This is a genomic window from Plesiocystis pacifica SIR-1 (assembly GCF_000170895.1).
GTDB classification, from domain to species: Bacteria; Myxococcota_A; Polyangia; order Nannocystales; family Nannocystaceae; genus Plesiocystis; species Plesiocystis pacifica.
Map to the genome: position 1 here is coordinate 75407 of NZ_ABCS01000013.1, position 15065 is coordinate 90471.

At 71.3% G+C, this 15065-nt stretch carries 2 protein-coding genes; both read left to right on the forward strand.

The window, feature by feature from the left end; genetic code table 11:
* The first annotated feature begins 534 nt into the window (after positions 1 to 534).
* Entirely contained in the window at positions 535 to 960 is a 426-nt protein-coding gene (locus PPSIR1_RS08975; RefSeq protein WP_006970713.1) for a hypothetical protein, read from the forward strand.
* Positions 957 to 15029: a Tc toxin subunit A-related protein gene (locus PPSIR1_RS08980; RefSeq protein WP_338047283.1), complete on the forward strand. Its 14073-nt coding sequence runs from the start codon at positions 957 to 959 to the stop codon at positions 15027 to 15029. The genes PPSIR1_RS08975 and PPSIR1_RS08980 overlap by 4 nt, the downstream gene beginning before the upstream one ends.
* Positions 15030 to 15065: the final 36 nt, after the last annotated feature.

Genomic DNA, 15065 nt, shown 5'->3' on the forward strand with positions numbered 1-15065 from the left:
GCCGAGCGTTGACGAGTCGACGGGAACCACTTTGTGGTGTGTTCTTTCGACTCACGGTGGTGATTGGCACTCGAATCCTGGTTGGCGAACGCATTGTGAATCGTCACGAGGGCGCCGCGGCGTGGCGCGAGATCGGGTCGGGCAGGCCGACTTACCCGCGCACAGACGGGGGTGCAATCACCCCCTCTCAGGGCGTGGGACGGGGGGCCGCTGCGTCGGCCGGCCGGTGGCGACCGCCCGCGAGGCGGGGACCAAAAAGCCCCATGGTTGCGAGAACGTTCTCTGTATTGGTGTCAGCATGTATCCACACATGTATCGAATTGTTAATCGGCGCACTTGTTGATCCAAGGGTCTGGGCCGAGGGCACTGGGCCAGGCCAGGGGGGTGGGCTGGGTGTGCAGCAAAGAGCTCGGTTGACACTCTTTGGGCACCTGTGCCCTGCTATGCGCCCGTCCGTCGGCCGCCCATTGTGGCGCGTCGACGACCTGCGCATGGAGAAGTCTCGTGTCGAAGCCCGCCGCTGATCGTTCCGCATTGCTCGTTGACCTCGAGGCCGCGTTCGCGGCCAACCCCGACCTGAACCTGAGCGAGGCCGGCGCGGATCTGTCGGAGGGCTCGGCCTTGCTCGAGCGCTTCGCCGACGCGGGCGAGGGCTTGATCGACATGCTCCGCGCCTATCAGCGAGTCGAGCGGCTCGTCGGCGAGGGGCAGCGCGAGCTGGTGTTCGGCCTGCTCGAGCGGGGCGTGGGCTCGGCGATCCACGTCGCGGCCATGCCCCTGCGCCGCTTCCAGGCTGACTTCGTCGACCTGTTTGGTGGGGACCTCGAGCGCGCGGCGGCGATCCACGGCGCGGCCAAGGCCCGGCGCAGCGCGCTGGTGCTGGCCTACGTGCGCGCCCGCCAGGGCCTCGAAGCGCACACCCGAGGCGCGACCACGGTGCAGGGCCACGGCGAAGGCTGAGTCAGCCGCGAAGGGAAGCAAGCGACATGGCGATCAACAAAGACATCCCCAGCTATCGAGAGCTCTTCGGCGCCCTCGACCTCGAGACCAGCGACGCCGGCCGGACCGTGTTCTCGCCGGCGGCCTACCTCGCCGACCTCCTCCAGCTCATGGAGGACAGCTTCACCGACGAGGACTTCTTCGCGCGCCGCCCCGACGTGCGCGCCCTGGACCTCAACGGCGACAACACCTTCACCGTCGCCCCCCACCTGAGCATCGTCAACGAGCTGCTCGAGCGCCACGTGCTCAGCCTGGCGGCCGCGGCCGGGCTCGAGCGCGAGGACGCCTACGCGGTCCTGCGCGAGGCCGAGGCGCCGATCGCCATGCCCTTCGACCGCGGCCACGAGCGCCTGAAGAAGCTGCTGGGCTTGTCCAAGCTGAAGCCCGCGGACTTCCAGCGCCTGTTCGAGCGCGGGGCCATCGACCAGGACCTGACCGCTCGCGAGCGCCTCGGCCTGTCCGAGGGCGCCTACGCCATGGTCACCGCGCCGGTCAGCGACGCGGCGGGCCTGCGCGCCCGCTATGGCCTCGGCGAGGGCGAGGGCTTCGACGCCCTGCGCGTGGTCGAGCGCTTCCTGACGGCGACGGAGCTCAGCGGCGCCCAGCTGCGCGAGCTGCTCTACGGCGAGCTGAGCCAGTCGGCCCGGGACAGCGGCGGCCACGTCGAGCGCGGCCAGGCCTCGGCCCTGTTCCCCAACGCCGGAGCTGGGGCCGCGCGCCTCGACGCCGACGAGCGCACGATCGTCGCGGCCGACGGCGAGTCGGCCCCCTCGCTGAGCTGGTTCGACCGCGCCAACCGGCTGATTCGCCTGGCGCGCTGGACCGGGATCTCCCTGGTCAGCCTCGAGCGGGCGCTGCGGACCTGCGCCGGCAACCGCATCGACGCCGCGGGCCTGCGCCGCCTGGCGGTGATCGTCGAGCTGCGCGACGCCCTGGACATCGACATCGACCTGGCCTGCGCCCTGCTGGCGCCCGTCGACACCCTGGGCATCGGCGACGGCCTCGAGCTCAGCTCGCTGCGCGACCCCTTCAACCGGGTGTTCAACGGCCGCCACGCCCAGCTCGCGGAGCGCTACGTGGCCTCGCCCGGGGGCTACGTCGCCGAGCCGCTCGCGGACTTCGAGGTGCTCTCGGCCTCGGGCGATCTGCTCAGCCTCGACAACAAGGCCTACCGCCTGCACCTGCGCCGGGCCCTGTCCCTGAGCGAGGCCGCGGTCACGACCATCGTCGAGCGCTTCCGGGCCCACGCCCAGGCCCGCGACGCGAGCACGAGCCTGGCGACGAGCCCCGACGCCCAGGGCCTGTCCCTGCTGTTTCGGGTCGCGACCCTGGCCAACGCCCTCGACCTCGACGTCAGCGAGCTCCTCGACATCCTCGACATCCTCGAGCTCGACCCGAGCGCGCGCAGCTCCGACGTCTACGCGCTGCTGATCCCCGGGGACGCCTCGGCGCCGACGAGCACGGCCGGCTTCGACGCCCACGGGGCCCTCGAGGCCGGGGCCGACGACGCGGCGATCGAGACCCGGGCGTGGCTCGTGCAGGCGATCGTGGCCATCGCCAGGTGGCTCCGAGCGGCCCAGCTGAGCACCGCGACGCTGCGCGTCCTGACCCTCGGGCCGACCCGGGACGAGGCCGCCGAGGAGCAGCTGCGGGTGCTGCTCGACGGCCTCCAGCACAGCTTCTCCGAGCAGGCCGCGAGCGCCCAGACCCTCGCCAGGGTCCTCGACCCTCGGACCGCGCGCTTGGTGTTCGACGGCGTCAGCGAGCCGGAGCGCGGGCTGACCTGGCCGGGGCGCCCGGAGCTGCTGACGGTCGAGGCCCAGGGCGTCCGCGCGGCGACCAAGGCGGCCCTCGACGCCCTCGACGAGCGCAGCCCCGAGGACTTCCTGGGGCTGGGCGTGGGCGCGCGGGTGGCCGCCCAGGTCCACGCGCACCTGGTCCACCGCGGCCTGCTCACTCCGACGGGGGCGCTGGCCGAGTCGACGCTGAGCGAGGCGGCCGAGGACTTCCGGCTGAGCACGGACTTCGACGAGCAGCGCGGCCCGCTGTTCGAGTTGATCGCGGCCCTGTTCCAGGAGGCCTACGCGGCCCAGGGCGTGCCCAAGGCCGAGGTCGAGCTCTCGCTCTACCCCTCGGACCTCGGCGCCCTCGCGCTGTCGAGCGAGGCGGTCGTCGAGCTCCACGCCAACTTGCAGTTCAACGGCCTCGTCGACGCCGACGAGCTGGTCCGCGACGCCGCGGCCCTGGTCGACGCCGGCTCGCTGAGCGAGGCCGCGGTCAACAGCCCCCTCGAGCGCCACGCGGCCCAGGTCCACGCCTACCTGCGCGCGGCCGTCGAGGACTTCCAGGCGGCCCCGCTCAGCGTCGACGAGGCGATGTGGCCAGCGCTGCCGCTGAGCGCCGAGGAGAAGACCCAGCTCGTCGAGAACCTGCGCTTCAACGGCCACATCGACGCCCACGGCGTGGTCGTCGACAAGCTCGCCCTGGCGGCCATGGCCATCGAGGACTTCGACCTGGCCGTGCAGTTCTACCCGCACCGGCGCGCGATCCTGGGGGCGCTGCAGGCCGCCATCGAGGGGCTGCGGCGCCAGTTCCTGGTGTTCACCGCCGACAGCCTCGAGCCCCTCGGCGACGCGATCGCGGCGGAGGAGGCCTACGCCCAGGTCGAAGCGGGTGAGGCGGGCGAGGACGCGCCCTCGACCTTCCTCCTCGCCGACGAGCTCGTCCGCGCCCGCGCGCGCGTGGTCAGCATCGAAGAGGCCGCCGCGCGCTACCGGCTCAGCCCCGCCTCGCTGGCCGAGCTGACCTTCTCCGCCGAGGAGTCCGCGGAGCTGCTCGAGGTCCTCGCCGAGGACGAGCTGCTGCTCGCCGACGGCGAGCTGAGCCTCGACACCCTCGACGACTACCTGGCCGTCGACAACGCCCTGAGCTTCCGCGTCGAGGCCTTCGAGGACTACGAGCGCGACATCTTCTTCGCCATCCACGAGGTCGCCAAGGCCACGGCGGAGGTGCTCGACTCCGTCGAGGCCGAGCTCGCGCGGCTCGCCGATCGCCAGCGCCAGCTGGTGCTCGACGCCCTCGCCGAGCTGCTCGAGCTCGACGTGGCCGTCGCCGAGCTGCTGCTCGTGCGCAGCCAGTCCAACGACGCCCACCCGAGCGCGACCTTCCTGGCCAGGGTGCTCGACGAGGTCGACGCCCTCGGGGTGCTGCGCGCGGTGCCCTCGGCTCCGGCCTTCCAGCTCGGCCTCACCCGCCTGGGTCAGCTCGCCGCGCTGGTCCGCCAGCTCGGCTTTGACCACGACCTGAGCCAGATCGCCCTCGACGAGCAGCACCTGGTCGAGAAGTTCCCCGAGCGCCTCGCCCTGCCCGCGGGGGTCGAGGTCATCGACGCGCTGCTCGAGGACGGCGACGAGATCCTGCTGTTCAGCGGCGCTCGCTTTTGGCGCTACGACGCCGCGACCGGGGCGCTCGGCGACGAGGAAGGCGAGGCCCTGAGCGAGCTGACGAGCGCCCTGGCTGGGGTCGAGTCCGTCGACGCGGCCTTCGTCGACAGCGCGGGCTCGCGCTGGATCCTCGCCGACGCCCTCTACCTCGAGCGCGCCGTCGACAGCGAGCGCTGGGTCTCCGTCGAGCGCCGCTTCGGCGAGTCGGCCAATACCTTCGAGGGCCTGACCCGGGTCGCCGCCAGCTTGGTCACCCGCGACGGGCGGACCTACCTGCTGACCCGCGAGGAGTTCCTGCGCTACACCGGGGCCTACGCGTTCGTCGACGAGGGCTGCCCCCTGCCGCTGGCGCAGTGGCTGCCCGAGCTGGGCGACGTCAGCTACGGCGGGAGCCGGGTAGGCTCCGAGGACTCCGAGGGCTCCGAGGACCTCGCCGAGCGCGTCGACGCGGCCCTCGAGACCCCCGACGGCGTGACCTACCTGTTCGCCGGCGAGCACTACTTCAGCTCCGAGGAGCCCGAGCTCGAGCGGGCCATCGCCGGGCGCTTTGGCGTGGTCGACAACGACTTCGAGGGCCTCGGCCGCCTCGACGCCGCGCTCCGCCACGAGGGCCAGCTGTGCCTGTTCCTCGGCGATCAGGTCCTCGCCTACCGCGACAACCTCGAGAACCAGGGCGTGCTCGCGACCGAGGGCTACCCGACCACGCTGCCCGAGCTCTTGCCCGGGCTCCCGGCCGCCTTCCACGACGGCGTCGACGCGGCCGCGCGCATGTGGGACGGGCAGATCATGCTGTTTCGCGGGCGCGAGTTCGTGTCCATGGCCGCGGACCGCCCGGTGATCGAGCCGCGGCCGATCTACGAGCGCTGGGGCCGGGTCGGCAACGAGCTGCAAACGAGCGGCGAGGTCGAGGCGGCCTTCGCCGGCCTCGACGGCAAGGTCTACCTGTTCAGCGGCGACCAGTACTGCCGCTACTCGAGCGCCGACTACCGCCTCGTCGACGAGGGCTACCCCCGGCGCATCGCCCCGGACTGGGGCGGGCTCGAGTCCGTCGACGCGGCCTTCGTGCTCGACGGCAAGACCTACCTGTTCGGGCGCCAGGGCGAGCGGTCGATCTACCTGCGCTTTTCGACCCGGGACTACAGCGTCGCCGACGAGGGCTTCCCCAAGCCCACCGACGACAACTGGTGGAACCTGCCCGCGGCGCTGATCGAGGCCGGCTTCGACCGCCCCGACGCCGTGTTCGTCGGCACCGACGGCAGCGTCTACCTGTTCGGCGCCGGGGTCTACGTGCGCTTCGACCACAACCACCGCTGGTGGTCCGAGCCCACGCCGATCTCCGAGCGCTGGAACAGCCTGCCCTTCGAGCGGGTGTCCGCGGGCTTCACCGGCAAGGACGGGCGCAGCTACCTGTTCTCGACGGCGGCCCCGGATCCGCAGTTCGTGCGCTACTCGGACCCCGACTACAACATCGTCGACGAGGGCTACCCGCGCACGGTCAAGTCGGTGTGGGGCCGGGTGCGCAACACCATCCAACGCACCAGCCGGGTCGACGCGGCCTTGGTGCTGCGCTCGATGGTGACCCAGACCGACGCCGAGGGCGAGGCGGTCGAGGTCGAGGTCGAGCACACCTACCTGTTCAGCGGCGACCAGTTCTACCGCTACACGGGCTCGACCGAGGGCGACGTCGACGAGGGCTACCCCAAGCAGATCAAGTCCGCGCTCCACCTCGAGCCGCGCTTCGTCAACCTCCCGGCGCGGGCCTGCGGATCCGTGGACGCGGCCTTCGCCGACGCGCGCAACGTCTACCTGGTCGAGCGCGGCCAGATCCACGTCGCGTCCGTCGAGCACCACGGCGCCTACGCCCTCGACGCGGAGGCCCTGGGCCTGCGCGCGGCGGTGGTCGAGGAGGGCTCGGTCTACGTCGAGACCCTCGCGGGCTGGCGCCAGCTCTCGGACCCCGAGTCCGCCGACCGCCGCCTGTTCCTGTCCGCGCCCCGCTCCTTGCGGCGGGTCCCGGCCGCCTTCCAGACCGAAGTCGACGCGATCTTGCACGGGCGCGACGGCAACACCTACGTGTTCAAGGGGCCCGAATGCCACGACCTCGACATGCGCCGCGCGGTGCTGGGCGCCGAGGCCTGGGGCCGGGCGGAGAACCCCCTGTTCGACGAGGGCCGGGTCGACGCGGCGTTCACCGGGCGCGACGGCAAGGTCTACCTGTTCAGCGGGGCGCACTTCGTGCGCTACGAGGCCGAGGCCCTGAGCGGGGCCGCGCCGGGCTTCATCGACGGCCTGCCCGAGTCGATCAGCGAGCGCTGGGGGCTGAGCAACGTCCGCCACGCCTACGTCGACGGCGAGCGCACGGTGCTGTGCGAGGCGCCCGGGGACGACGGCTCGTTCCGCTACGTCGTGTTCGAGGGCGAGGACTACGAGGGCGAGCCCGCCGAGGGGCCGAGCCAGGCGAGCTTCGACTACTGGGGCATCCCCGCGCAGATCGTCGCCCAGGGCTTCGACCGCGTCGACGCCGTGCTCGTCGACGAGCAGGCCGACCGCGTGCTCGTGCGCGGCCGGGAGTTCGTGCACTACGAGGCCGAGTCCGGGCGCTGGTCCCAGCCGCGGGCCATCGAGCTGCTGTGGCGCGGGCTGCCCGAGCGGCACCCCGACCTCGAGGGCGTGCGCGCGGCCTTCCGCGCCCCCAACGGCTGGACCTGGGTGTTCGGCGAGGGCGCGTGCGTGGCCTACGACGCCAGCGCGAAGGCCCTGGTCAGCGGCGTCGAGCTCATCGAGGGGCGCTGGGGCATCGTCGACAACCGCATCGCGACCCGGGCCCGGGTCGACGCCGCGGTGGTCCTCGGCGAGCACACCTTCTTGTTCTCCGGCGAGCAGTACGTGCGCTACTCGAGCGCCGACTACCGCCGGGTCGACGCGGGCTACCCCAAGCGCATCGCCGGGGAGCTGCGCAAGGAGGCGGCCTTCGCCGCCTTCCCGGAGAGCCTCGAGGCCGAGCTCGAGCGCCTCGGCGGCGAGCTCTCGGGCGTCTCGGCCGTGGTCGGGACCGGGCCCACGGTGCACCTGATGCTCGGCTCGCGCCTGCACTCGGCCTCCCTCGAGCTCGCGCGCAGCCGTGCGCTCGGAGCCCTCGGGCGCCTGCGCAACACCTTCGACGCGGCTGAAGCTGACGCCGAGGCCGAGGCGGGCGTGTCCGTCGACGCGGCCTTCGTCGACGGCGCGGGCCTGAGCTACCTGGTCCGCGGCGATCAGTACGTGCGCTACACCGAGCTGAGCCGCGAGCACGTCGACTCCGGCTACCCCCGGCCGCTCGAGCAGCTCGGCCAGGATCTGTTCGGCGTGCCCGGGCTCAGCGGGGGGCACCTCCCCGATCCCTTCCGCTACGACATCGACGCGGCCTTCCTGGGCTCGGACGGGCGCCTGCACCTGTTCAAGGGCGAGCGGCACCTGAGCGCGGGGCTCGACGGTCAGGGCAAGCTGGCCTTCGAGCAGGGCAGCGTGACGGCGCGCTGGGGCCGGGTCCACAACCCCTTCGGCGCGGGCGATGGGGTCGGCGGCGAGGACACGCCCGGGGCCGCCAACGTGGCCCTCGACGCGGCCTTCGTGGCCGGCGACGGGGCGCTCTACGTGTTCAAGGGCAGCCACTTCGCGCGCTACTCCGAGTCCACGGCCGAGCTCGTCGACCCCGGCTACCCGCGCAGCATCCGGGACGACTGGGGCGACCTGCCGCCGGACTTCGAGGCCGGGCTCACCGGGGCCTTCGCCATGGACGGGCGCAGCTACCTCGCCCGCGGGGATCGCTACGTCCGCTTCGAGCGCCCGGAACACCGGCGCATCAGCCCGCTCGGCGCCGAGCCCTTCGTGACCCGCTGGGGCTCGTGGAACGCCATCCAGCTCCGCGACCTGCACATCCTCGACGGCCTGCGCCGGCTGCTCGCCGAGGCCAGCGATCGCCAGCAGCTGATCGCCTTCTTGCGCGCGAGCCACGGCGACAACGAGGAGCCCTACCTGCTGCTCGCCGAGCTGTTCGACTGGGCCATCGACGACCTTCGCTGGCTCAAGCGCCGCGACGCCTTCTTGCGCCGCAGCTTCCCGGCCTCGCCCGAGGCGGCCTTCCAGCTCGAGCTGCTGCTGCGCATCGCGGCCACCTTGCGCGAGTGCGCGCGCCTGGGCACCTACCCCAGCGAGCTGTTCGAGAGCGCGTGGACCCCAGCCTACGGCGAGGCGGCCGAGGCGGGGCAGCGCGACGAGCTCGCGATCGGCGACGCGCTGCTGCGCTCTTTGGCCGTGCTCAACCCGGGCTCGAGCTTCGACGTGCTCCAGCGCCAGCTCCGCGACGAGCTCGCGACGCTATGCCGAGACGCGCTCGCGGCCCACGTCGTCGCGCACACGTCGACGCTGGCGAACTGGCGCGAGCTGAGCGACTACCTGCTCATCGACGTGGCCATGAGCAGCTGCGCCGAGACCTCCCGGGTCAAGGAGGCCGCGGCCGCGCTCCAGCTCTACTTCCACCGCTACTTCGTCAACCTCGAGATCCTCGATCCGCGCGGCGAGCTCGACGGGGTGGTCCGCGAGCAGCTGCGCCAGCGCTGGGCGTGGATGAAGAACTATCGGGTGTGGGAGGCGAACCGCAAGGTCTTCCTCTACCCCGAGGACTTCGTCCGCCCCGAGCTGCGCGACTCCAAGACCCCGGCCTTCGAGACCCTCGAGGACGAGCTGCTCCAGGGCGAGCTCAACGACACCCTCGCGACCAAGGTCTACAAGCGCTACCTCGACGAGTACACCGAGGTCTCGCGGCTGAACATCGCCGGCGGCTACGTCTACGACGACCCCGACAGCCCCTACGACAAGGAGCTGCTGCTGTTCGGGCACACGCGCACCAACCCGCGGCGCTACTACTACCGCAGCGCGGCCTTCAACCGCGGCCAGAGCAACTCCGTGGTCTGGCAGCCGTGGCGCGCGGTCGGCATCGAGATCAACGCCGACCGGGTCTACCCCGTCTACGCCTTCGGCCGGACCTTCGTGTTCTGGGCGGTGGTCGAGGCCAAGTCCTCGGGCTCGGCCTCGTCCGTGGTCGAGGTCAACAACGTCGAGGGCGGCCAGGAGGTGACCAACTCCGCCGACCTGGCCTACGAGCTCCAGCTCCACTACTCCTTCTACAACCTCAACGAGGAGTGGGTGCAGCCCCAGCTGCTCAACACGAGCATCGAAGACCGCAAACACATCGTCATCGACAAGCTCTACGTCGAGAACGCCGAGCGCTTTGGCGACAGCGTGCACGAGAACATCATCGTCGGCGCCAAGTACCGCGCGGGCGACCAGGGGAGCTCGCGCTTCTACTCCTTGTCTGACGACTTGGTGACCCGCGAGGTCGGAGACCGGCCGGTCCCCGAGCTGCGCGAGGAGTTCCTGACCTCGCTGTTCTCCCAGGCCGACGCCACCGAGATCCACGCCGTCGGCAACGTGGTCCCGCTCAACACCTACGACCAGTCCACGGACGGCCCGTGGTTCAGCTTCGACCACAAGGGCGGCAGCTTCCTGTGCAAGCCGGCCGAGTCGGCCCTCGGCCCCGACAACCTGCCGCGGCCGCTCGCCGGCAACGAGGACGACTTCCCCGAGTGGGAGCGCGTCGACGCGGCCGTCGAGCTGCCCGTCGAGGGCCAGCTGTTCTTCAACAAGGCGGCGGGGCGCTACGCCCAGAGCGTCCAGGGCCAGCTCGCCGAGGCGGCCGTGAGGGAGAAGTGGGGCAAGGTGTCGACGGCGGTGATCCGCGACAACCGGGTCGACGCCGTGCTCAGCCGGCGCGGGCGCGACGAGCTGCTGGTGTTCCGCAACGACGAGTACCTGCGCTACCGCAGCGGCAAGGACCTGGCCGAGCGCGGCGGGCCGCTCTCGCTCACAGGCAACGCGGACGAGCTGCCCCAGTGGTCGCGGCTCCACGCGGCCGTGGAGCACCGCGACGGGAAGACCTACTTCTTCGGTGACGGCGTCTATACGGACAGCGAGCACCTCGGGAGCACCTTCTCGCTGCGCGCCAAGTTCGGGGTGGACACCGTCAGCGTGTTCCCCGACGACGGCGACCCGCCGGTGACCGCAGCCTTCGTCCGCGGCCAGCACACCTACGTCGTCGGCCAGCGCGAGTTCGTGCGCTACACCGGTGACGCCTACGACAGCTTCGACGCCGGCTACCCCAAGGAGTCGACGCTCTACGCGGTGCTCGAAGACCTCGGCTGCACCAACAACAAGTCGAGCTACAAGCGCTCGCGGGTCTACGCGGCGACCAGCCACGACGGCGTCGTGACCCTCCACGCCGGGCGCACGGTCTACACCCTGCGCGGCACCGAGGTCGAGGCCGGGGGGCAAGACGCCAGCGTCCGCGCGCTCTTGGCCGTGGGCGGTCGGACCGTCAGGTTCCGCGACCACTCCCTGCACCTCGAGGGCTCCGACGCCATCTACCCCCTCGAGCGCAACGTGCACGCCGCGTTCGCGGGCCTCGACGGCGAGGCCTACCTGTTCAGCGGCAGCCAGTACGTGAGCATCCGGCTCGACGGCCTGGACGAGCGGGCGCTCGCTGATCTACTCAACGGCATCTGGCCGCAGGTGGTCAACGTCAGCTCGGACTGGGGCGTGTCCTCGGAGGCCTTCCCGGTCAACAACCGCGTCGACGCGGCCCTGCGCACCGGCGACCACATCTTCCTGATCTCCGGGGGCGTCTACGTGCGCTACTCGGGCGACTTCGACGCGCCCGACGAGGGCTACCCGAAGGCCCTGGCGGGCAACCCCGACGGGCTCCCGGAGTGGACCGGCGTCGACGCGGCCACGGAGACCGACGACGGCGAGTGGCTGGCCTTTCACGAGGGCAGCTGGGCGAGCCGTCCCCGCCACGGCCAGGCGTGGTCGCAGGCCGAACCCCTGATCCCGCGCTGGGGCGCCGTCGAGACCAACATCCTCACGGACGGGGTCGACGGGGCCTGGCTCGACGGAGACCGCCTCTACCTGAGCGCGGGCGACGAGCTGGCCCGCTACACCCTCGGGCCCAAGGGCGCGGGCGACACCATGGACGAGGGCTACCCCAAGACCCGCGCGGTCGTCGACGCCTCGATGACCCTGGGCGGGCGCCGCTTCCTGTTCCAGGGCGATCGCTACGCCGGCATCGCCAACGGCCAGGAGCCCGGCGAGGACCTCGACTACGCGCCCATCGCCGGCAACTGGGGCAACCTCGACGCGGTCTACAAGTCGGGCATCGACGCGGCCTTGACCACGGCGACGCACCTGTACCTGTTCAAGGGCGACGAGTACTCGCGCTACGTCCTCGACGACGATCAGGAGGCCGAGCCCTACGAGATCCAAACGGCGCGCTTCGACCTGATCCGCCTGACGACCTCGACGGCCGCGGCCCTCAACCAGGCCCTGTTCGCCGGCGGCCTCGATCGCCTGCTCAGCCTCGACACCCAGTCCGTCGACGAGACCCCGGCCTTCGTGCAGCTCGGGCCGGACTCCCCGGCGCGGGCCAACAACCCGACGGTCATCCAGGTCTACGGGGACCGCATCGCCTCGCTGCCGGTCAGCTCGCACCTCGACTTCGAGAGCGCCAACGGGGTCTACTACTGGGAGGCCTTCTTCCACGCGCCCTTCCTGATCGCGCAGGCCCTGAACACGGCGCAGCGCTTCGAGGAGGCCAAGGCCTGGTACGAGCGGATCTTCGACCCGACCTCGCGCGGGGACTACTGGACCTTCCTGCCCTTCCTGACCGCCGACATCCAGGGCCTGCGCGACTCCGTCGACGAGCGCGTCGCCCTGCTCGAGGGCCTCGGGGTCGCGGTCACGGGGGTGCGCAAGGAGGCCAAGGAGGTGTTCGAGCTGCTGTGGCCCATGCGCGACGCCTTCTTGGGCTACCGCGATCTCAGCGGCCAAGAGCGCGACACCCTGGTCGGCTTCCAGCGCCGCAACAGCGAGGCCGACCAGCTGCGCGGGGCGGTCGCGTCGCTGAGCTTCGGGGCCGCCGACGCCAAGCTCGTGGCCGAGTTCCAGCAGCTCAAGGTCGGGCTGCTCGAGCTGGCCGCGGTCATCGAGCGCTTGATCAAGGTCTACGACGCCCAGGCCTCGTCCGGCGCCCAGCTGGCCGCCTACCTCGACGACCCCTTCGACCCCCACGCGATCGCGGCCCTGCGTCGGGTGGCCTACCGCAAGTCCGTCGTGATGCACTACGTCGACAACCTGCTCGACTGGGGCGACCTGCTGTTCACGCAGTACACGATGGAGAGCATCCAAGAGGCGCGCATGCTCTACCTCCTGGCCCACGACCTGCTCGGTCCGCGGCCGGAGAACCTGGCCACGCGCGTGCTCAGCCCCGACCGCAGCTACGGCGAGCTCGTCGACATCGGCGACGACTACGAGTTCCTGCTCTACCTCGAGAACATGCTGCCGCCGGCCGAGCTGCGCCTGAGCCGGGCGGCGACGATCCACGACACCGTCGCCGACACCTCCTACTTCTACATCCCGGAGAACGAGCGCTTCCTGGGCTACTGGGACCGGGTCGGCGACCGCCTGTACAAGATCCGGCACTGCCTCGACATCCTCGGTCAGCGCGTGCCCCTGCCGCTGTTCCAGCCCGCCATCGACCCCATGGCGCTGGTCCTGGCGACGGCCGCGGGCGGGGGCTTCGGGGGCGCCCAGGCGGCCCTGTCCGCGCCCACGCCCCACTACCGCTACAGCTTCCTGATCACCAAGGCGCGGGCCCTCGCCGACGGGGTCGCTCAGCTCGGCGGTGAGCTGCTCTCGGTGCTCGAGCGCCGGGACGGGGAGGCGCTGAGCAAGCTCCAGACCCAGCAGCAAGGCGAGATCCTGGGGCTGACCGCGCGCGTGCGTCAGGCCCAGCTCGAGGAGGCCCAGCACTCGCTGACCTCCCTCGAGGAGTCCAAGCGCCAGGCCGAGAAGCGCCGCGACACCTACAGCGGGTGGATCAGCACCAACTTCTCGCCCTACGAGATCGCCCAGCTCGCGCTGATGAGCGCCGCCGGCGTGGCCCACCTGATCGCCGGCGGATCGCGCATCGCCGCGGCCGCGGGCGGGGCGGCGCCGGACGTGCTCGTCGGCCCCTTCATCACGGGCGTCAAGCACGGTGGGACCAACGCCAACGCGATCTTCGACAGCATCGCCGGGGTGTCCGAGTCCTTCGCCGAGGCCTTCAGCATCGCCGGCGAGGTGCTCGGCATCGTCGCCCAGCACGAGCGCATGAAGGACGAGTGGAAGCTCCAGCGCGACATGGCGGTCATCGACATCGCGCAGATCGAGGCGCAGATCGAAGGCGCCAAGGCGCAGATCCAGTCCGTCGAGCACGAGATCGCCGTGCTCGACAAAGAGCTCGAGCACAACGAGGCCATCGCCAGGCACTACACGAGCAAGTTCTCCAACGAGCAGCTCTACATGTGGATGGCCTCGGGGCTGTCGAGCCTGGTCTACCAGGGCTACCGCCTGGCCCTCGACATGGCCAAGGGCGCCGAGCGGGCCTACCAGTTCGAGCGCGGCTGCCCCGTGCGCGAGGCCAGCTTCGTCCAGGGCCACTACTGGGACAGCCAGCGCAAGGGCCTGCTCGCGGGGGCGCGCTTGAGCCTCGACCTCGACCGCATGGATCAGGCCTTCGTCGAGACCGACGCGCGCCGCCTCGAGGTGTCGCGGGACGTCTCGCTCCTCGACCTCGACCCGCTGGCCTTCCTCCAGCTCAAGCACACCGGCAGCTGCGAGTTCCACCTCGACGAGGCCTTCTACGACCAGGACTTCCCCGGCCACTACCGCCGCCAGATCAAGACCATGGCGGCGACCTTCGACGCGGGCGAAGACATCTACCTCAACGCGACGCTGACCCAGCTCACCGACCGCACCGTGATGGAGCCGGACCCGAAGGCCGTGCAGTTCCTGCTCGCGCCCAAGGACCTGCCGCCGGCGACGATCCGCAGCGACTGGAAGGCCAGCCAGCAGGTCGTGCTCTCGCGCCACGACCCCTACGAGGACAACAACGGGATGTTCGAGCTGCGCTATGACAGCGAGCGCTACCTGCCCTTCGAGGGCACCGGCGCGGTGTCGAGCTGGCGCCTCGAGCTCAACGGCCAGCCCGCCAACGTCGACCTCGCGGAGCTCGTCGACGTCACCGTCAACGTCAAGTACACGGCGGCCCAAGGCGGCGAGGCCTTCGCCCAGCGGGTCCGCGGCATGCTCACGCCCCACGAGGCCCTGCGCTACTTCGACATGGCCTTCGACTTCGGCGACCAGTGGCAGGACTTCCTGACCAACGACTCGGACACCCTCGAGCTGACGCTCTCGCGGGCGCAGTTCCGCAACATGACGAGCTCGGCGATCACGGCGATCTACGCCCGCTATGACCGGGTCGGGGCCGGCACCGGCCGGGCCCAGTTCGCCATCAACGGGGACCGCAGCTTGGCCCTCGTCGACGGCGGGCGCCTCGAGACCCCGGGGCTGCGCGTGCGCAGCTCGGGGACCACGCTGACCCTGGTGCTGACCGGCGACAAGCGGCTGCTCCGCAACGTCAACCTGGTCATGACCTACAAGGCCAAGCGGGGCTGAGCCGATGGCCTCACGCAGCAAGCGAAAGCGGGCGGC